The 17,410-nt window shown below is 64.0% G+C and carries 16 protein-coding genes and 1 pseudogene; 12 read left to right on the top strand and 5 right to left on the bottom strand.

Going from position 1 to position 17,410, the window contains the following annotated elements; genetic code table 11:
• The 10 genes and pseudogenes from A3736_RS03800 to A3736_RS03755 all read left to right on the top strand — a co-directional run.
• A pseudogene (locus tag A3736_RS03800) lies at positions 1-202 on the top strand (ISL3 family transposase); the annotation flags it as partial.
• Positions 203-229: 27 nt separating this feature from the next.
• On the top strand, positions 230-1,363 hold the full coding sequence (locus tag A3736_RS03795) for a chain-length determining protein (protein ID WP_156501948.1): 1,134 nt from the start codon (positions 230-232) through the stop codon (positions 1,361-1,363).
• Positions 1,364-1,373: 10 nt separating this feature from the next.
• Positions 1,374-2,450 carry an AAA family ATPase gene (locus A3736_RS03790; protein ID WP_233999212.1) on the top strand — a complete coding sequence of 359 codons (1,077 nt, stop codon included), beginning with the start codon at positions 1,374-1,376 and terminating at the stop codon, positions 2,448-2,450.
• 4 nt (positions 2,451-2,454) lie between these two features.
• A complete protein-coding gene (locus tag A3736_RS03785; protein ID WP_067679388.1) occupies positions 2,455-4,149 on the top strand; it encodes a hypothetical protein in 1,695 nt (564 codons plus the stop codon).
• Positions 4,150-4,162: 13 nt separating this feature from the next.
• On the top strand, positions 4,163-5,371 hold the full coding sequence (locus tag A3736_RS03780; protein ID WP_067679385.1) for an XrtA/PEP-CTERM system-associated ATPase: 1,209 nt from the start codon (positions 4,163-4,165) through the stop codon (positions 5,369-5,371).
• 16 nt (positions 5,372-5,387) lie between these two features.
• Complete coding sequence (locus A3736_RS03775) at positions 5,388-6,275, top strand: XrtA system polysaccharide deacetylase (RefSeq protein ID WP_233999211.1); 888 nt, start codon at positions 5,388-5,390, stop codon at positions 6,273-6,275.
• A complete protein-coding gene (locus A3736_RS03770) occupies positions 6,272-7,348 on the top strand; it encodes a FemAB family XrtA/PEP-CTERM system-associated protein (RefSeq protein ID WP_067679383.1) in 1,077 nt (358 codons plus the stop codon). Before A3736_RS03775 ends, A3736_RS03770 begins: the two co-directional genes overlap by 4 nt.
• Positions 7,349-7,354: 6 nt before the next feature.
• A complete protein-coding gene (locus tag A3736_RS03765) occupies positions 7,355-8,575 on the top strand; it encodes a TIGR03087 family PEP-CTERM/XrtA system glycosyltransferase (RefSeq protein ID WP_067679381.1) in 1,221 nt (406 codons plus the stop codon).
• Positions 8,550-9,578, top strand: coding sequence for an exosortase A (gene xrtA / locus A3736_RS03760; protein ID WP_233999210.1), 1,029 nt, complete (start codon positions 8,550-8,552; stop codon positions 9,576-9,578). Before A3736_RS03765 ends, xrtA begins: the two co-directional genes overlap by 26 nt.
• Positions 9,579-9,587: 9 nt before the next feature.
• On the top strand, positions 9,588-11,483 hold the full coding sequence (locus tag A3736_RS03755) for an XrtA/PEP-CTERM system amidotransferase (RefSeq protein ID WP_067679377.1): 1,896 nt from the start codon (positions 9,588-9,590) through the stop codon (positions 11,481-11,483).
• A 25-nt stretch (positions 11,484-11,508) separates the two neighbouring features.
• On the opposite strand, the gene A3736_RS03750 is transcribed toward A3736_RS03755, so the two are convergent.
• The 4 genes from A3736_RS03750 to A3736_RS03735 form a co-directional block, all read right to left on the bottom strand.
• On the bottom strand, positions 11,509-12,207 hold the full coding sequence (locus A3736_RS03750) for a pirin family protein (RefSeq protein WP_067679375.1): 699 nt from the start codon (positions 12,205-12,207) through the stop codon (positions 11,509-11,511).
• An 85-nt stretch (positions 12,208-12,292) separates the two neighbouring features.
• Positions 12,293-13,411, bottom strand: a complete 1,119-nt coding sequence (gene zapE / locus A3736_RS03745; protein WP_067679372.1) for a cell division protein ZapE — start codon at positions 13,409-13,411, stop codon at positions 12,293-12,295.
• Positions 13,408-13,884: a PaaI family thioesterase gene (locus A3736_RS03740; protein ID WP_067679399.1), complete on the bottom strand. Its 477-nt coding sequence runs from the start codon at positions 13,882-13,884 to the stop codon at positions 13,408-13,410. The genes zapE and A3736_RS03740 overlap by 4 nt, the downstream gene beginning before the upstream one ends.
• 4 nt (positions 13,885-13,888) lie before the next feature.
• Positions 13,889-14,671 (bottom strand): succinate dehydrogenase iron-sulfur subunit, encoded by a 783-nt coding sequence (locus A3736_RS03735; protein ID WP_067679369.1) that lies wholly within the window; start codon positions 14,669-14,671, stop codon positions 13,889-13,891.
• A gap of 102 nt (positions 14,672-14,773) precedes the next feature.
• Here A3736_RS03735 and A3736_RS03730 point away from each other — a divergent pair, with 102 nt between their 5' ends.
• Both A3736_RS03730 and A3736_RS03725 read left to right on the top strand, forming a co-directional pair.
• Complete coding sequence (locus A3736_RS03730) at positions 14,774-15,502, top strand: SDR family NAD(P)-dependent oxidoreductase (RefSeq protein WP_067679366.1); 729 nt, start codon at positions 14,774-14,776, stop codon at positions 15,500-15,502.
• A gap of 61 nt (positions 15,503-15,563) precedes the next feature.
• Positions 15,564-16,205, top strand: a complete 642-nt coding sequence (locus tag A3736_RS03725; RefSeq protein WP_067679363.1) for an HAD family phosphatase — start codon at positions 15,564-15,566, stop codon at positions 16,203-16,205.
• Here A3736_RS03725 and A3736_RS03720 read toward each other — a convergent pair.
• On the bottom strand, positions 16,183-17,355 hold the full coding sequence (locus A3736_RS03720) for a hypothetical protein (protein WP_067679360.1): 1,173 nt from the start codon (positions 17,353-17,355) through the stop codon (positions 16,183-16,185). The genes A3736_RS03725 and A3736_RS03720 overlap by 23 nt on opposite strands.
• Positions 17,356-17,410: the final 55 nt, after the last annotated feature.

The raw sequence follows: 17,410 nt of genomic DNA, 5'->3' as shown, positions 1-17,410 counted from the left end.
CAACCGACTGGCCAAGGACAAGAACCGTGAAGGGCGCGGTTACTCCTTCGAGGTGATGCGGGCACGAATGCTCTACACCACGAAGCACAAGAAGAAGGCACCGACTGCGAAGGTCTCTCCTTTCTACAAGAAAACCATCGGTTACGGACTGCCGGACTTCGCAGAGGAACTCAACTACGGAGTCGATCTATCAACCATCTGAGGGTGGTATCAGATTGATGGGGTGAAGGTGCCCCATCAACCATTAAATCCGTATACCCAAAACGCCAAGCTTTCGCAGGAAGTCGTTCAGAGCCTCATCGACATCTTCCGCGAAGAAAACATCGCGGGCAATCGCGGCGAAGTGGCCGACACGATCGTGTTCCTCGACCAGCAGCTCGAAGATCGCAAGGTCGAGCTGGAAGCTGCCGAACAGCGCCGTCTGGCCTTCGAATCGCAATATCCCGAGCTGATCGGCGGAAGCGGATCGGTCGGCAACCGGTTGCAGACCCTGCAGACCGAAATGCGCGGCGTGGATGCCGATATTGCCGCTGCGCAATCCGCGCTTGCCGGAATCAGCGGACAGCTTTCGGGCACGCCGCGTACCATCAGCATGCCAGGCATGGGCGGCGGGGCGAGTGCGGCGCTGGCGCAGGCCGAGGCCCAGCTTGCCGGGATGCGCTCGCGCGGCCTAACCGACAGCCATCCCGACATTCAGGCGACCGAACGCCAGATCCAGCTGCTTCGCCGTCAGGCGTCGCGCGAAGGCGATGGATCGGTGGGCGCACCCAATCCCGCCTATTCGTCGCTCGTCGCCATCCGGGTCGAGCGTCAAGCCAATCTCCAGGCCCTGCAAGCTCGCAAGGCGGCGCTTCAGTCGGATATCTCCTCGCTGATCGCCGCGCAGGCGCAGGAGCCCGAAGTGGCGGCGGAGGCCAATCGCATCAGCCGCGATTACGAGGTTCTGAAAACGAAATACGACGAGCTTTTGCAGGATCGAGAGGAAATGCGCCTGCGCGGCCAGGTCCAGACCGAGCGCAGCTCGCTGCAGTTTCAGGTGGTCGATCCGCCCGCCGTCCCGCGCAATCCCGCAGCGCCCAACCGGCCAATCCTGCTGCTCGGCGTGCTGTTCGCCGGCCTTGCTGCCGGGGCAGGCACTGCGTTCGTGATGAGTCAGTTGCAGGCGAGCTTCACGACGGCCGAGAAGCTGGAACGCGTGCTCGATCTTCCTGTCGTCGGGACGATATCGCGTTCGATGACCGAAATGCGCCAGGCGCAGCAGCGCAAGCAATTCAAGCAATTCGCCGGAGGTTTGGCGGGGCTGGTCGGGATCTGTGTGATCCTGCTTGCCGTCGAATTCATCCAGGTCGGATCGGTGGCGTGAGGAGCGCGTGGTGAACAAGCCAACCAAGATCGTGCCGCTCGACGCGGATGAGAGCCAGCCGCTCGAAAAGGTCGCCCAGCCCGCAAAGCCCGCAAAGCAAGAGCGCGGCTCCTTGCTGGAACGGGCGAGCGGCGCTTTCGGCTTGGACCGGCTGATGCCGGCCCGCGTGCCTGCCAAACTGCCCGAAGGCAAATCGGTGCGGATGCCCAAGCCCGCGAAAAGTGCGGGCCCGCCTGCAGCCGCTCCCACCGATCCGGCACAAGCGACCGCCCCGGCGGCTGCCGCTGCGGCTCCGTCCGCGCCCATTCCGGCAAAACCGATCGACGACGATGTGCCTGCCGCACGGCTGCCGCGCGATCCCAGGCCGATCGACCGAAAAAACCTGCGTAAGCAGGGCTTCGTCAATCCCGATGCCGGGGCCAGCGCCCTGCGCGAGGAATTTCGCATCGTGAAGCGCCAGGTGCTCGCCACCGCGCAAGCCGATGGCTCCCCGCTATCGCGCCGCGTTCTTATCTGTTCGCCCCATACCGGCGAGGGCAAAACGTTTTGCGCGGTCAATCTCGCCCTCTCCATGGCGAGCGAGCGCGATATCGAAGTCGTGCTGATCGATGCCGATTTCGCAAAGCCTTCCATCATGTCGACCTTCGGTCTCGGTAACGCGAAGGAGGCCAAGCGGGGCTTCATGAATGCGTTGAAGGACGATTCCATCCGGCCCGAAGAATTGGTCGTGGCCACCGACGTCGAAGGCCTGTTCCTTATGCCGGCGGGAGAGCGGACGGGATCGGACGCCGAATATCTCGCAAGCGATCGTACCGCCAAGGTGCTGGACCGCCTGACTCGCGGCGCGAAAAACCGCATTCTCATCTTCGACAGCCCGCCCGCGCTGGCGGCATCGCCCGCGGCAGAACTCGCCAAGCATGTCGGCCAGTCATTGCTGGTAGCGCGCGCCGATGCGACTGCAAGAGCGGCGCTGGAAGACGCAGTCGATCTTCTTTCCGCCTGTCCCGATATTCGCCTTATCCTGAACGACGCGACGTTCAGCCCGAGCGGACGCAAGTTCGGATCCTATTATGGGTATGGGGAGTAAGCCCATGTCATTACGCACTTTATCGGTGTTGCTTGCCGGTGCGACCCTGATGGGCGGCCTGCCAGCGCACGCACAAACCTATCCGGGCCGCGACGGTGGCGGCGGCGCCAATGCTTCCGGGCAGGGCGCCGGACAGGGCGACGGCGAGGAAGCTGTGGGCGAACGCCGGGGCGGTCGCCGTCTCGCGGTCGAACCCTATATCGAGGCCTCGCAAATCCTTACCGCGCAGCTTTCGCCCGGCAACGATGTCGTCACCTACACCCAGCTTGCGGCAGGCCTGGACGCCTCGCTCAACGGACGCCGCAGCGCGGGCACGGTGTCCCTGCGCTACGAGCGCAATTTCGGCTGGGGCGACGCGGCGGACAGCGACACGATCACCGGCGTGGCGCGTGGCTCGCTCGAGGTGGTGCCGCGCACGGTCACGCTGGAAGCTGGCGCGCTCGCCGCGCGGACGTCGATCGACGGCAGCGGAGCCAACGTCTTTACCGGCCAGAACAATGCCGATTTCACCACGCAGACCTATTCGGTCTATGCCGGGCCGCGCGTCCAGACCCGGGTCGACGATGTCGAAGTTACCGGACAATATCTGATCGGGTACACGAAAGTGGAATCGCCGGATGTCATCACGGCGAATGGCGATCCTGTCGATGTGTTCGATGAAAGCGTGTCACAGCAGGCGCAGGCCCGCGCGGGGTTCGCGCCCGGCACCTATCTTCCCGTCGGAGTTGGCGTGGGCGCGGGATATTACCGCGAGGATGTCGATACGCTGGATCAACGTGTGATCGATGCCAATGTGCGCGCCGACGTGACCGTTCCGATCACACCGGTTCTCGCCGTGGTCGGCGGGGTCGGGTACGAAGATGTCGAAGTATCCAGCCGCGATGCGGTGCGCGATGCGAATGGCAATCCGATCCTCGGCCCCGGCGGCCGCCTCGTCACCGACGAAGGCAGCCCCCGCACCATCGCTTTTGAAGCCACCGGCCTGATCTGGGATGTCGGCGTGCTGTGGCGCCCGAGCCGCCGGACCTCGCTCCAGGCCGGATATGGACGCCGCTACGACAGCGACACGTTCTACGGCAGCTTCAGCTTCTCGCCCAATCCCGACACCAACCTTTCGATCGGCGCTTTCGACGGCATCCGCGGCTTTGGCGGACGCCTGACCAATTCGCTGTCCGCGCTGCCGACCGATTTCGACGTCGTGCGCGATCCGATCACCGGGGCGGTGGTCGGCTGCGTCAATGCGGTCACGGGGGGGAGTTGCCTCGACGGACTGCTCGGCTCGATCCGCTCCTCCGTCTTCCGCTCGCGCGGAGTTGCGGGCAATTACTCCCGCCGCGTCGGCCGCTACACCGCGGCGATCAGCGCAGGCTACGAACAGCGGGAATTCATCGGCGCCCCGGGCACGGTGCTGGCGGCTGCCAATGGCGTGATGGACGAAAATTACTATGTCTCCGGCACGGTCGGCGGCGAGATCGGCCGCCGCGGTACCTTTACCGTGGCGACTTACGCCAACTGGTTCGAAGGCGGGTTCGGCGCGAACGATCTGTTCGGGCTCGGCTCGTCCGCCTCCTACTCGCATGCGTTCACGCAAAGCCTGTCGGGCCGCGCGGCGGTGGCGCTGAATTATCTCGACAGCGATTTCACGACCGAAGATCTCAAGACCGCTTCGGCCCTGGTCGGCTTGCGCTACGGTTTCTGATAGGACCCCTCACATGTACGAACAGTTCTACGGTTTTTCCGAGCGGCCCTTCCAGCTTACGCCCGATCCGGCCTATTTCTTCGAGAGTATCACGCACAAGAAGGCGCTGTCCTATCTCGGCTATGGCCTGAACCAGGGCGAAGGCTTTGTGGTCATCACCGGCGAGGTCGGCTCGGGCAAGTCCACTCTGGTCGCCCACCTCAAGGAGAAGCTCGACGACCGGATGAGCGTGGGCGAAGTCGTAACCAGCGCGCTCGACGGCGAGGAAATGATCCACGTCGCCGCGCGCAGCTTCGGGCTCGATGTCGAAGGGCGCGACAAGGCAGCTGCCCTGGCCGCGATCGAGCACTTCCTTCACGAAGAGGCACGCAACGGCAAACGCTGCCTGCTGATCGTCGATGAATCGCAGAACCTCTCGATCGGCGCACTGGAAGAGCTGCGCATGCTTTCGAACTTCCAGCTCGGCGCGCATCCGCTGTTGCAGACGCTGTTGCTTGGCCAGCCGGAATTCAAGCGCCTGCTCGCAGGTTCCGACGAACTAGAACAATTGCGCCAGCGCGTTATCGCCGCGCATCATCTTGACGCGATGCAACCGGGCGAGATCGAACCCTATGTCCGCCACCGGCTGAACCATGTCGGATGGGATGGCGAGCCAGCTTTCGAGCAAGGGTTGTTCACTCGGATGCATAAGGCGACCGGCGGCATTCCGCGCAAAATCAATCAGGTCATGACGCGGTTGCTGCTGCTGGGGGCAGTCGAAGAACAGTCGACTATCGATCTCGCCATGCTGGAAGCGGTGATCGAGGAAATGGCGGGCGATTCTTCCGCCGAAGATTCCCCGGTCGACGATCGCATCCGGCCCGACCCCAGCAAAAAGGCGGCTCAGGCCGTCGCCGAGGCGAAGCGCGAGGAATCGGATCGTGCGCGTGCATCCACCGCTCCGGCGGAAGATCGCGGTGTCGAACAGGGCCTCGCCGAAGCGCAGATCGCGGCGATCGAAGCCGCTTTCGGCGGGCACGAGAACCAGATCGCAAAATTGCGCCGCGACGTTTCCGAATTGCAGCAGGCGGATCCGGCATCGAACGCAGGCGTTTCCGAAGCCATCGAGGAGCGTCTCGCAACCATGGAAGCGCGCCTTGCCGAACAGGAGGCGTCGATCCGTCATGTGCTCGAATTGCTGATCGCGCATTTCGAAACCGATGGACGGCGAGAGGCCGCCTGAGGCGAGGAGGTTTGGCTTGGAACAGCGCAGGATAGCATCCTCTCGAATTCTCAACGGCTTGTCGGTCGATGTGGAGGATTGGTTTCAGGTCGGCGCGTTCGAAAACACCATCGATCGCGCCGATTGGAACGGCCTGGCGCTGCGCGTGGCTGACAATGTCAAATTCGTGCTCGACCTGTTCGATGCCTGCGCGGTCAAGGCGACCTTCTTCACATTGGGATGGGTGGCGGAACGCGAACCCGCTGCGATCCGATCCATTGTGGAGCGGGGGCACGAACTGGCCAGCCACGGTTACGATCACGCCCGTGTCTTCACTCTGACGCCCGAACAATTCGCCGCCGATCTGGCCAAGACGCGCGCCATTCTGGAAGATGCGGGCGGGGCGGCCATCACCGGCTATCGCGCGCCCAGCTTTTCGATCGATGCGCGCACTCCCTGGGCGCACGAGGTCCTCGCGGACCACGGCTATCGCTACAGTTCCAGCGTCGCGCCGATCGTGCACGACCATTACGGCTGGCGCGATGCGCCGCGCTTCGCTTTCCGCCCGGTGGAGGGCACCGAGCTCGTCGAGATTCCCGTAACGACAGCGCAGATCGGCGAGCGGCGCCTGGCGGCAGGTGGGGGCGGTTTTTTCCGCGTCCTGCCCTATGCGTTCTCCCGCTGGGCAATCGCGCGCGTAAACGATCGCGATGAACGGCCCGCCATCTTTTATTTCCACCCGTGGGAGATCGATCCCGATCAACCGCGCATGAAGGACGCTCCGCTGCGTTCGCGGTTGCGTCATTACACCAACCTTTCGACCATGGCCGACAAGCTGCGGCGATTGGCAGGCGATTTCAGCTGGGGCCGGATGGACGAAATCGCCCGGATCGAAGCGCAACGCTGCGTGCCCTTCGTATCGTGAACGCGCCGACGCGCCTTGCCGTGCCGAGTGTGTCGCTGGCCCATCTGACCGATCCCGACGAAGCCGCGCGGATCGAACGCTTCGTCACGCAGCAGGGCGGATCGGTGTTCCATCGCCCGCTTTGGCTGCGTGCGATCGAACGGGGGACCGGCCAGCAGGCGATGGGGCTCGTGTTGGAGCAGGCGGGCCAGCTTACCGGGTGGTTGCCGCTCACTCTGGTGCATTCCCCGCTATTCGGACGGGCGCTCGTTTCCAGCGGCTTCGGAGTCGGCGGTGGCGTGCTTGCGCAACGGCGTCACGATGCCGAAACCTTGTGCCGTGCGGCTGAGGAACTGGCGCTCCGCCATCAGGCCGTCTCTGTCGAATTACGTGGCGGGGATGCTCCCGCAGACTGGCAGGTTACGACGACAAGCCATTGTAATTTTGTGAACGATCTGGCCGATGATGACGAGGCGCAATTGCTCGCCATTCCGCGCAAGGCACGCGCCGAAGTGCGCAAGGGTCTGAAGACCGATTTCGAAATCACCATCGGGTCGGACGAGGCGGACCGCGTGGCGCATTATGCCGTCTACGCCGAAAGCGTTCATAATCTCGGCACGCCGGTCTTCCCGCGGCGCCTGTTCGACGCCGTGCTCGACGCGTTCGGCGCGGAGGCCGATATCCTGACCGCGCATCACGACGGCACGCCGGTCGCAAGCGTGCTGTCGCTTTATCATGACGACGGGAAGGGCCCCACCGTCATGCCCTATTGGGGTGGCGGTACCTATGCGGCGCGTGGGCTGCGTGCGAACGAGCGGATGTATTACGAATTGATGCTGCATGCCCGCAAGCGCGGATGCACGCGCTTCGATTTCGGACGTTCCAAGACCGAGAGCGGACCGTATTTCTTCAAGAAGAACTGGGGCTTCGAACCGGAACCCCTGACATATTCGAGCTGGAGCGCTCCGGGCGTCGCGGCGCGCAATATCGATCCGACCGATGAAAGCTATGCGCGCAAGATCGCGCTCTGGAAACGGCTGCCCCTCCGGCTCGCCAACGCCATCGGCCCGCATATCGCGCGCGGACTGGGATAGGCGAGGGTGGGAGATATCCTCTTCCTCGCGCATCGGGTGCCCTTTCCGCCCGATCGCGGCGACAAGATCCGTTCGCATCATCTGCTGAAGGGACTGACGAAACTCGGCTGCGTCCATGTCGGCACCTTTGCCGAAACCGAACAGGACCGGGCGCAGGAGGCGAGCCTTGCCGGGATCGCGGCCAGCCACTGCATGCTCACTCGTTCCAAGCCGTTAGCGCTGGCGGGGATCGAAGCGATTGTGCAGCGGCGAGCGGTCAGCCAGACGGCCTTTCATGACAAGACGCTTTCCGACTGGGTCGCCGCGACGCTCGCTTCGCACCCGATCGACGCGATTTTCGTGTTTTCGGGCCAGATGGGCCAATATGTGCCAGCGGATTTTGCCGGGCGCGTGATCGTCGATCTCTGCGACGTCGATAGCGCGAAATTCGAAACCTACGCGCAGGAGAGCGGATTTCCGCGCTCTTTTCTCTACGCGCGCGAGACCGAGTTGCTGTGTCGCGAAGAAATACGCCTGGCCAACTCTGCGGGCACCACGCTGCTGATTACGGAGAAGGAGGCGGATATCCTGCGCGCTCGCCAAGGCACGCAGGGGGCCGATATCCGCGCGCTGGGGAACGGAGTCGATACCGGCTTCTTCGATCCCGCCTCGACCGAAGCGCATCCGGCGTTACGGTACGAGACGCCGCAATTGGTTTTCACCGGCCAGATGGATTACCCGCCCAATATTGCAGCGGTCGAACGTTTTGCCGAGCGGATCCTGCCGCGTATCCGCGAGAGCGTAGCGGCGGATTTCCACATCGTCGGCCGTGCGCCGACCGCCGATGTTTCGAAACTCGGCCGGTTGGACGGCGTGACGGTCTGGGGCGAGGTTCCGGACGTTCGCCCCTTTCTGCGCGGCGCGACCGCCGTGGTGGCCCCGCTGATGCTGGCGCGCGGCGTACAGAACAAGGTGCTGGAAGCCATGGCGATGGCGCGCCCGGTTCTCGTCAGCGAAGAAGCGGCCACGGGGATCGATGCAAGCGACGGTGAGAATTGGTATATCTGCCGCGATGACGAGGCTTTCGCCAAGCGAGTTTTGGAATTGGCGGACCAGCCGGATCGTGCGGAGGGAATGGGGCGGGCTGCCCGCAGCTTCGTGATCAAGGAAATGAGCTGGGCAGCGGTCGAAGCGGGACTTGCGCGGTTAGTAGGGCGGTCCGATGTCTCCTGCCATCATGCAGCCTGATTCCGCTTTCGGTACGTCCGCTACGGCGATGTCTCCGTCATGGCGGCAGGCTTTGGCGGGGCTCGCTTTCGTCTGGGCGGCGCTGTTTGCGCTGACGCTGCGCGAATGGGGGGAGATGGCGTGGCAGTGGTGGAACAGCGACAGCTACGCCCACATCCTGCTCATCCCGCCGATTATCCCCTGGCTCGCCTGGATGCGGCGTGACGAGTTGGCGGCAATACGCCCGAAGCCCTGGTGGCCCGGCCTTATGATGCTTGGCACGGCGTTAGCTTTTTGGCTCGGGGGACGCGCGAGCGGGATCAATCTGATCGCCCATGCGGGCGCCGTTGCCGCCCTCGCGGCGAGCGTGCCGAGTATACTCGGCCCTCGCGCCACGGCATTGCTTGCGCTTCCGCTCGGCTTCATGGTCTTTCTCGTGCCCTTCGGCGAGGAAATCGTGTGGCCGATGCAGCGACTCACCGCGCATCTCGTCATCGCGCTTACGCATTTGAGCGGCGTGGAGGCGGCTCTCGAGACGATCTATATCACGACGCCGGTCGGCCTCTTCATCGTCGCCGAAGCGTGCTCGGGCGTGAAATTCCTGATCGCGATGATCGCGCTCGGCGTACTCGCCGCCTTCACCGGGTTTTCCAGCTGGTCGCGCCGCGCCGTTTTCCTGCTGGCTTGCGTGGTCGTCCCGATCCTCGCCAACGCGGTCCGGGCCTGGGGGACGATCTATCTCGCTCAATATATCGGCCCCGAACGCGCCGGTGGAATCGATCATCTGATCTATGGCTGGGTGTTTTTTGCCGTCGTCGTCGCCATCGTGCTCGGTCTCGCCTGGCGCTGGTTCGAGCGGACGCCGGAGGAAGCGGGATGGTCGCTCGCCGAACTGGAGCGGAGCCGGATACTGTCGCGTCTGGAAGCTTTCGACGCGCGCCTGCCCCTCGTCATGGGTCTTGCGCTCGGAGCGTGCGCCATCGCCGCCGCGTTGGCGATTGGCCTTGCGCCCGCGAACGGCTAGGCGCGGACCATGTGCGGGATCGCCGGTATCTTTCATTGCGGCACGCCCAAGCCGGTCGAACCCCATCGCGTCGGCCGGATGTGCGACGCGATCGCCCATCGCGGACCCGACGGGGCGGGCGTGTGGACGGGCCCCGGCGTCGGGCTCGGCCATCGGCGCCTCTCGATCATCGACCTCGCCGGATCGCCCCAGCCGATGCATTCGGTGGACGGGCGCGCGGTGCTCGTTTTCAACGGAGAAATATACAATTTCAGAGCGTTGCGCCGCGAACTTGAAGGGCAGGGCGCAAAGTTTCGTACCGATGGCGATAGCGAAACGATCCTCGCCGCATGGCAGCGCTGGGGTCCGGATTGCCTGAGCCGCCTCGAAGGCATGTTCGCCTTCGCGCTGTACGATTGCGACCGGCGGCAGCTTTTCCTCGCGCGGGACCGGTTGGGTGTGAAGCCGCTCTTCACCGCGACGCTGAGCGATGGAAGCCTGATCTTCGCATCCGAGCTCAAGGGGTTGCTGGCGCATCCTCTCATGCGTTCGCAAGTCGATCCGCTCGCGATCGAGGATTACATGACTTGGGGCTATGTGCCCGATCATCGATCGATCCTGAAGGGCGTAGAAAAGCTCCCGGCAGGCCATTTCCGCCTGCTCGATCACGATCGCCCGCCCGCACCGCCGCGGCGGTGGTGGGATGTCTCGTTCGAAACCCGCGCGAAGGGATCGGTCGCCGACCAGTCGGCGGAACTGCTTCACCATTTGCGCGAAGGTGTCTCGAGCCGCATGGTCGCGGACGTGCCGTTGGGCGCGTTTCTGTCGGGCGGCGTGGACAGTTCCAGCGTGGTCGCGCTGATGTCGGAGGCGAGCCGTGATCCGGTGACGAGCTGCTCGATCGGCTTCGATGTCGCGGAAGTGGACGAGACCAGCCATGCCCGGCTCGTCGCCGAACGTTTCGGGACCGACCATCGCGAACGGATCGTCTCGCCGGGCGACGTCGCCGATCTGGACCGTATCGCCGGAATTTTCGACGAGCCTTTCGCCGATGCTTCGGCACTGCCGACGCTGCGCGTGTGCGAGCTGGCGCGTGACAGCGTGACGGTCGCGCTGTCGGGCGACGGGGCAGACGAAGCACTGGCCGGGTATCGCCGCCAGGTTTTTCACCACCGCGAAGAGCAGGCGAGGGCCGTACTCCCTCAAGCCTTGCGCGGACCGGTGTTCGGCACGCTCGGCAAAATCTGGCCCAAGGCCGACTGGGCGCCGCGCCCCTTACGCGCGAAGACGACATTCCTCTCGCTCGCCGAAGACGGCGCGGCGGGCTATGCGCGGGCGCTCGCTATCCTCGACGCGAAGGCGCGGGCGCACCTTTATGGCGACACGCTGCTTCGCGAGCGTGGCGAGTATCGCGCCGAGGATCGGCTCATCGAGACGATGGACCGAGCGCCTGCCCGTAGCGGATTGGACGCGGCGCAATATGCCGATCTCACCTTCTGGCTGCCCGGCGATATCCTGACCAAGGTGGACCGGACCAGCATGGCCGTGGGTCTCGAAGCGCGCGAACCGCTTCTCGACCATCGCCTGATCGAATATGCCGCCACTCTGCCGGAAAGCCGCCGTATCCGCGGTCGACAGGGCAAGTGGCTGATGAAGCACGCGATGGAACGCTATCTTCCCGACGAAATCCTCTATCGCCCCAAACAGGGTTTCGTAACGCCGCTGGCCGAATGGTTCCGTGGTCCGCTGGCCGGTATGGCGCGCGGCGTGGCGCGCAGTGAAGTGCTGGTGGGCACTGGCTGGTTCGATCGCGCCGCGCTATCGCGTCTTGCAGAGCGCCATATCTCCGGCGCGTCAGACAATGGGCGGGTGCTGTATCAGCTCGTCATGCTGGAAAAATCGCTCGCCCGGCTCGGGATCGGCTGATCCCCGAGCCGGACGAGTGAATAGATCAGCGCGCGTCCACCATCACGATTTCCGCATCGTCCAGCGCTTCGACCACGATCTCGGGCTCGCCCGTAATCGCGACGCCGTCGCGCGGCTGCGCTTCCTGGCCGTTTACGCGGATGCGTCCGGTCGGAGCGACGAGATATTGGTGACGCGATCCGTCGCTGGTCCAGGTCGCGCTCTGACCCGCCTTCAGCGTCGCGGCGACAACCTTGGCATCGGTCCGGATCGAAAGCGCGTCGTCCTCCTCCGGCGTGCCGCTCGCTAGAATGGCGAAGCCGCCTTCGCGCCCGGCCTTGGGAAATTCGCGCTGGCCCCAGCCGGGCGCTTCGCCGCGCCGGTCGGGAATGATCCAGATCTGAAACAGCGTCGTCGCCTCGTCTTCGACGTTATACTCGGCGTGAGTGATCCCGGTCCCGGCGCTCATCACCTGAACGTCTCCCGCCGCCGTGCGGCCCTTGTTGCCGAGCGAATCCTGATGCGTGATCGCCCCGCTGCGCACGAAGGTGACGATCTCCATGTCATTATGCGGGTGGGGCGGAAAACCGCTCTGCGCCGCGATCGTGTCGTCGTTCCAGACGCGGATATTGCCCCAGCCCATGCGGTCAGGATCGTGATAGCTGGCGAAGGAGAAATGGTGTCGAGCGTCGAGCCATCCGTGATTGGCATGGCCGAGCGTGTCGAAGGGTCGGATATCGATCATTTTAGACAATCCACATCGGCGGGGTTGGTTGGCCGCCGGCAATGACGATTAGCTGGGGTGGCTTTCCCCGGTCTGCAAGACCGGGTCAGGCCGCGCCGTGTCCGCGCGCCATGTAGTCGGCGCTCTGCATCTCCATCAGGCGGCTGACCGTGCGCTCGAACTCGAAGGCGCCGTCGCCCGCGGTGTAAAGGTCTTCGGGTTCGGCGGCGGCAGTCGCGAAGAGCTTCACGCCGTTCTCGTAGAGAGCATCGACAAGCTTGGTGAAGCGCATGGCTTCGTTGCGATTGTCCGGCGACAGGCGCGGAATGCCGACCACGATCACGCTGTGGAAGGCGTGGGCGATCGCGAGATAATCCGCCGCGCCGCGATTTTCGCCGCACAAGCGCTTGAAGCTGAACACGCCCACACCCTTGAAGCTTTTGGGCACATGCAGCGTGCGGCCTCCGCCAAGGTCGAGATCGCCCGATGGAACGTGATCGGCATCCTCGGGCGAGTAATCGGTGAGCCGAAAGAACGCTTCGCGCACCTGTGCAGTCGCATCCTCGCCGAGCGGGGTGTGCCAGGTGGCGATATCGCCCAGCCGGTCGAGCCGGTAATCGGTCGGCCCGTTCAGCGGCACGACGTCCAACTCGGCCTCGACCAGATCGATAAAGGGCAGGAAGAGCGAGCGATTGAGCCCGTCCTTATAGAGATCGCTCGGCGGGCGATTGCTGGTCGTGACGATGCTGACGCCCTCATCGCAGATCAGCGCCGTGAATAGCCTCCCCATGATGGCCGCGTCGGCGGTGTTGGTGACCACCATCTCGTCGAAGGCAAGACAGCGGACGTCCTCGGCGATGGCTTTCGCGACGTGGCGCACGGGTTGCCCCTGGCCGGTATCGCGCGCCGCCTTCATCCGGCGATCGGCTTCGAGCATGAATTCGTGGAAATGCGCACGACGCTTCTCGGGGATGCCGAGCGTCTGGACGAACAGATCCATCAGCATGGATTTGCCGCGGCCGACACCGCCCCACATGTAGACACCCTGCGGCGGCGCTGCCTCTTTCGAACCGAACAGGCGCGACAGGAGCCCGCCGCTGGGCCGCTCTGCTTCCAAGTCTTTCTGAAGTCGGTCGAGCCGTTCGGCGGCGCGGCGCTGATCTGGGTCGGGCTGCAATTCCCCCGCCGCGATCAGTTCTTCGTAGCGCGAGAGCAATCCGCTCACGAAGCGTCGGGACCGGTGCCGGAACTGGGGCGCATCTTGCGGACGATGCCGGAGAAGGACGCGACGCGGTGTTCGCCCTGTTCGACCAGACCGCGCACGAAGACCAGTTTACCGGTTTCCTTCACGATCTCTGTGACCGCATCGAGAGGTGTACGCGCCTTGCCTCCGCCCACGAACTGAGTCGAAAGCTCGAGCGTGACCGAGGGCCCGGCATTGCCGCTACCGAGCGTGTGCATGGTGGTGAACAGCGCGATGTCGATCAGCGAGAGCGTGACCGCGCCATGGATGATGCCCTGAAGGTTCTCGTGCCGCCGCTCGGGGAACATGCGCAGCCGCGCTTTCCCGTCATCGTCGACGCGCGTGATGAGCTTGCCCATCACCGCGCCGTTGAACAGCGTTTCGTCCTTGAGGTTCCAGTGGTTCCAACCGGGATTGTCCGGATCCGGTCCGTGCTCGAAAACGTCCTGTGCCAGCACCTTAGATCGCGCGCTCGGCGATCATCTTCTTGGTTTCGGCGATAGCCTTGGCCGGGCTCAAGCCCTTGGGGCAGACATTCGCGCAGTTCATGATCGTGTGGCAGCGATAGAGCCGGAACGGATCTTCGAGCTGGTCGAGCCGTTCGCCGGTCATCTCGTCACGGCTGTCGGCCAGCCAGCGATAGGCCTGAAGCAGGATCGCCGGGCCGAGGAACTTGTCGCTGTTCCACCAATAGCTGGGGCAGGCGGTCGAGCAGCAAGCGCACAGGATACACTCGTACAGACCGTCCAGCTTTTCGCGCTGATCGGGCGATTGCAGGCGTTCCTTGCCGCTGGGCGTGGTGGAGACGGTCTGCAACCAGGGCCGGATGCTGGCATATTGCGCGTAGAAATGCGTGAAATCGGGGACGAGGTCCTTGATGACTTCCATGTGCGGCAGCGGCGTGATGCGAATCTCGCCCTTCATGTCCTCGATCGCGGTGGTGCAGGCGAGGCCGTTCTTGCCGTTCATGTTCATCGAGCACGATCCGCAGATCCCTTCGCGGCAGGAACGGCGGAAGGTCAGCGTGGGATCGACTTCGTTCTTGATCTTGAACAGGGCGTCGAGAACCATCGGCCCGCATTCGTCGAGATCGATCTCGAACGTGTCGTAGCGCGGGTTTTCGCCGCTATCGGGATCGTAACGATAGATCTTGAACTTTTTCACCCGGCCGGCACCGTCGGCGCTGTGCGCGCGGCCCTTGCCGCTGATCTTCGAATTTTTCGGAAGAGTGAAGGTCGCCATGGCGGAAAATACGTCCTGTTGCTTTGTGAAACTCGTTTAGCGGTTCGAGCGCGCGGCGCAAGGGTCGGGAACCCGCAATGTCTGCCGCAAGTCTTGCAAGATATGGAACACGAACCGCCGCACTTCACCAATGCCGCCATATTCGGGGCGAGCGGAGGGATCGGTAAAGCCCTGTGCATCGCTCTCATGGAAAGGGGCGTGAAGGTCCATGCGGGAAGCCGCTCAGGCGACGCCCCCGTCGAAGGGGCGCAAGGGTTTCGTTTCGATCTCGCAGACGAAGCCAGTATCGCCGCAGCAGCCGAAACGATGCGGGACGATCCGCCCGATCTCGTGCTTGTCGCGACAGGCGTTCTTACCCTTGCGGACGGGACCGGGCCGGAGCGCATTTACAAGGCTCTGGACGGCGCGGCGATGGGCGAGGTCTTCGCGCTCAACACGATCGGCCCCGCGCTGATCGCGAAGCATTTGCTGCCCCTGTTGCCGCGCCGGAAACGTTGCGTGTTCGCAGCGCTGTCCGCTCGCGTCGGATCGATTTCGGACAATCGCCTGGGTGGATGGCACAGCTATCGCGCCAGCAAGGCGGCGCTGAATATGCTGGTGCGCAATTTCGCCATCGAACTGGGCCGGACGCACAAGGAGGCGGTCGTGGCCGCGCTCCATCCGGGCACAGTCGACACCGCTCTGTCAGAGCCGTTTCAGGGCAATGTCCCCGACCAGCAATTGACCGAACCGATGGAGGCGGCACAGAATCTGCTTGCCGTCATCGACGGGCTCTCACCCTCCGACAGCGGCAGCCACTTCGACTGGCAGGGCGAGACGATTCCGGCCTGACCCTTCCGCTCCCTTAAGGGGGAGGTGACAGGTCGCGACGGCAATGCCAACGGGGGCGGCGATGCGCATTGCGATTTACGACCTCGACCGGACGCTGACCCGACGGGCGACCTTCACGCCCTTCCTGCTGTTCGCTGCGCGCAAAGCAGCGCCGTGGCGGCTGCTTTTCGCGCCAGTCTGGATACTGGCCATGCTGGCCTATCGCATGGGCACCATGTCGCGCGCGCGGTTGAAACTGTTCGGAATGCGCTTGCTCGTCGGTCGTCGTTCGCGCCGTGATCTTGAGACACTCGGAGCGCAATTCGCCGCAGGCGTGATCGAGGGAAGGGGCCTGATGCCTGCGACCATCCGCTTGCTGGAAGAGGACCGCGCGGACGGTGCCCGCCTCGTCCTCGCCACGGCGGCCTTCGATATCTACGCCGCTCCCTTCGCCGATCTACTGGGTTTCGACGATGTGGTCGCCACCCGTTGGCAGGGCTTCGACCGCGTGCCCGACAATTGCTATGCCGATACCAAGCTCGCCAGCGTCTCGGAGCAACTGCCCGCGCTTGGTCAGGCCCACACCCGCTTCGTCAGCGACAGCTTTGCCGATGCGCCGCTCCTCGACGCGGTAAGCGATCCGATCTTCGCGGCGACCTCGCGCCGCAAGGCCGGAAAGGCCGCAGCGCGCAATTGGCGCGTTATCGATCCGCGCGATCCTTGATCGCTTTGACAATCGCATCGGCGGCCCGTTCGCTTGCCGGACGATCCCCGAGGTCGATCGTGTAGGCGAACAGCTCTTCCTGGCGCGCCCGATAGCGTTCGCCGATCGCCTGCATATCGGGAAGCATGCCCGTCAGTTCGTCCACGCTGCGAACGACCGGGCCGCATTCCCAGAACAGATGCCACTCGTCGTCCTCGGCCTTCACGTCGCGGCGGGCATCGAAGAAGAAGGCGGGGCGGGGGCGCACCAGGAATTCGTAGATCTGGCTGGACGCATCGCCGAGATATGCGTCGGCAGCGAGCGTGTAGGTCATATCGAACAGGCGCGGGCTGTCGGTATCGATCAGGATATTGCCGGCCGTCAGCGCTTCTTCGGGAATGTCCGGTCGCCGCCGCGCAAGTCCGTATTCTGGCGAGACGTGCAGCTCCTTGCGGAACAGCATGACATGGGGCGCGAAAATCAGATTGAAGCGCTGCCCAGCCTCGCTCGCGAACCAGCGCAGGATGTCCGGCCCGTGATCGTACCAGCTCGACAGATTGGGATCGAAATGCGGATTGTAGACCACGGTCGGACGCTTGGCGTCGAACAGGTCGGGCCGCGCCGCCAGATCGATATTCTCGAATTTGGGATAGCCGATGACCACCAGCTTCTCAGGCTCGACACCGTGCGCGACCAATTGGTCGACGACCTTGCGACCGGCCACGAAGCTGCGATCGAAGCGGCGGTAATCGGGATGGTAGCTGACGCTGCGATCGCCGGCGCCATGGGGCACCTTGGCGAATAGCGGCATGACGTCAGCGGGAATGCGCTTCTTCAGGCGCAGGCATGTCCGCTCGGTCGAAACGATCATGTCGGCGCTTGCGAACAAGGGGACATGGCTGCGGAGCCGCATCAGGCGGCTGGCGGGCAGTACTTTATCCAGAACACCGGCAGCGGTGCGAGCGATCGGGCCGAGCGTCAGCTCGTGCCAGCGGATCGCGCCCGCCGATTTCTCATCGATCAGGCCTTCGATGCGCGTCCTGATCATGGGGCCCGCATAGGCGATCACGGTTTTCACCTCGGGATGCGTGCGCGTCATCGCGGCGGCAATCCCCGCAAGGTGCGCGACCTGATGGGCCGCATCGTGATTGAAGAGGAACACCACCCGCATCGCGCGACGCTTTAGGCAATCCGGACCACTGCCGCAAAGCATGGATTTGCAAGCC

Source organism: Erythrobacter sp. HI0063, assembly GCF_001635685.1.
In the GTDB taxonomy this organism is placed as follows: domain Bacteria; phylum Pseudomonadota; class Alphaproteobacteria; order Sphingomonadales; family Sphingomonadaceae; genus Qipengyuania.
This window is presented reverse-complemented; position numbering and strand designations above follow the sequence as displayed.

What these genes read in the sequence shown, in the direction of transcription:
- A3736_RS03785 (WP_067679388.1), top strand. Translation starts at nt 2,455, where the DNA reads ATGTCATTACGCACTTTATCGGTGTTGCTTGCCGGTGCGACCCTGATG.
- A3736_RS03780 (WP_067679385.1), top strand. Translation starts at nt 4,163, where the DNA reads ATGTACGAACAGTTCTACGGTTTTTCCGAGCGGCCCTTCCAGCTTACG.
- xrtA (WP_233999210.1), top strand. Translation starts at nt 8,550, where the DNA reads ATGTCTCCTGCCATCATGCAGCCTGATTCCGCTTTCGGTACGTCCGCT.
- A3736_RS03755 (WP_067679377.1), top strand. Translation starts at nt 9,588, where the DNA reads ATGTGCGGGATCGCCGGTATCTTTCATTGCGGCACGCCCAAGCCGGTC.
- A3736_RS03750 (WP_067679375.1), bottom strand. Translation starts at nt 12,207, where the DNA reads ATGATCGATATCCGACCCTTCGACACGCTCGGCCATGCCAATCACGGA.
- A3736_RS03735 (WP_067679369.1), bottom strand. Translation starts at nt 14,671, where the DNA reads ATGGCGACCTTCACTCTTCCGAAAAATTCGAAGATCAGCGGCAAGGGC.
- A3736_RS03730 (WP_067679366.1), top strand. Translation starts at nt 14,774, where the DNA reads ATGGAACACGAACCGCCGCACTTCACCAATGCCGCCATATTCGGGGCG.
- A3736_RS03725 (WP_067679363.1), top strand. Translation starts at nt 15,564, where the DNA reads ATGCGCATTGCGATTTACGACCTCGACCGGACGCTGACCCGACGGGCG.
- A3736_RS03720 (WP_067679360.1), bottom strand. Translation starts at nt 17,355, where the DNA reads ATGCGGGTGGTGTTCCTCTTCAATCACGATGCGGCCCATCAGGTCGCG.